Origin of the sequence: Streptomyces sp. 13-12-16 (assembly GCF_002114215.1) — a bacterium.
Classification (GTDB): Bacteria; Actinomycetota; Actinomycetes; order Streptomycetales; family Streptomycetaceae; genus Streptomyces.
Map to the genome: position 1 here is coordinate 1 of NZ_NCTE01001450.1, position 622 is coordinate 622.

1 protein-coding gene and 1 pseudogene are annotated in these 622 nt (G+C 73.6%); both read left to right on the plus strand.

Features of this window, described 5'->3' with window-relative positions:
* Positions 1–421, plus strand: a pseudogene (locus B7767_RS42355) (cobalamin-binding protein); the annotation flags it as partial.
* Positions 418–622, plus strand: a 205-nt coding sequence (locus tag B7767_RS47105; RefSeq protein ID WP_179167558.1) for a hypothetical protein, incomplete at its 3' end; no start/stop codon positions are given. The pseudogene B7767_RS42355 and the gene B7767_RS47105, both read left to right, overlap by 4 nt.

Consider the following 622-nt stretch of genomic DNA (forward strand, 5'->3'; position numbering starts at 1 on the left):
GGCGGTCCGGCAGGCGGTCGACGACCTGCCGCACCTGGCGGACCAGGAGTACACGATGGTGGTCCGGTCCCGCAGTCAGCTGGTCAAACAGGTGCTGACGGACCTGGAGAACCGGTTCCCGGCCATGCGCGGGTACGACGACGCGCAACGGGAGCGGACCGCGGAGGACCTGGTCCACATCCTCGACTTCCTGGCCACCGCCCTGTACTTGGACGACTCGGGGGTGTTCACCGAATTCCTGGGGTGGACCTCCGAGGTGCTCGCGGCACGGAGTGTCCCGGTGCACTCCCTGGTCACCGGGCTGGACATCCTCGCGGAGCAGTTGCACGACTTCCCCCGCGGCCTGCGCTTCGTCCGCGAGGGCGCGGCCGGTCTCCGCGGCCGGCCCGCCGGACCGGTCGTCCGCGGCACCCCCGTATGAGCGCACCGCACCCCACCGGTGTCCGCCCCTCGGCGGACCCGCGGACCGCGACGCTGACCGTGCGCGTCGGGGGCGAACTCGACGACGCCTGCGGTGCGGAGCTGACCGCCGTCGTGGTGGCGCACCTGACCGGGCCGGCCCCGCCGCGTGCCGTGCGGCTGGACTTCCGCGACCTGGCGGGCATCGAGCCGCTGGGCCTGG